At 75.1% G+C, this 562-nt stretch carries 2 protein-coding genes; one reads left to right on the forward strand and one right to left on the reverse strand.

Features of this window, described 5'->3' with window-relative positions; all coding sequences use genetic code 11:
• A partial coding sequence (locus tag PROKR_RS34125) for a hypothetical protein (RefSeq protein WP_036960977.1) occupies positions 1–275 on the forward strand: 275 nt, incomplete at its 5' end.
• Between the two features lie 3 nt (positions 276–278).
• Here the strand turns inward: PROKR_RS34125 and PROKR_RS06760 are convergent.
• On the reverse strand, positions 279–562 hold a 284-nt coding region (locus tag PROKR_RS06760), incomplete at its 5' end, for an arginase family protein (RefSeq protein WP_211240049.1).

The raw sequence follows: 562 nt of genomic DNA on the forward strand, positions 1-562 counted from the left end.
CCGACCTGGCGCCGCAGCTCGACGTGTACCGGCGGCTGCTCCTGCGGGCCAACCCCGGGATGGGCGACGACCTTCCGCTGGGAGTCGTGTACCTGATGACGGTCGGCTGGCGGCAGATCTTCGGCGTCCTGTGCATGCTCGCGTTCGACCCCGAGGCCCCGCCCGTGAGCGAGCTCGGCGAGTCCATCGCCCAGCTCAACCGCTCGCTCCTGGAGCTCGTAGGCCTGGTGCCGAGCCCGGCGGTGCGCCTGGTCGGGGTGCCCGGGGCCGCCTGAGCCTCAGCCGAGGACGTCCACCAGGAGGTCCGCCAGGCTCGCGGCCAGCGCGCCGTCCGGGTCGAGGTCGGGGTCGAAGACCGTGAGCTGCAGCCCCACGCAGCGCGGGGACGCGCACAGGACCGTCAGCAGCTCCAGCACCTCCGGCCGGTCGAGCCCGCCGGGGTCGGGGCTGTCGACGGCCGGCATGACCGTGGGGTCGAGCACGTCGGCGTCGACGTGCACCCAGAACCCGTCCAGCTCGGCGCGTTCGAGGCGGCCCAGCGCGGCGCGGCCGACGGCGGCCG

This window comes from Promicromonospora kroppenstedtii DSM 19349 (genome assembly GCF_000515355.1).
GTDB lineage: Bacteria > Actinomycetota > Actinomycetes > Actinomycetales > Cellulomonadaceae > Promicromonospora > Promicromonospora kroppenstedtii.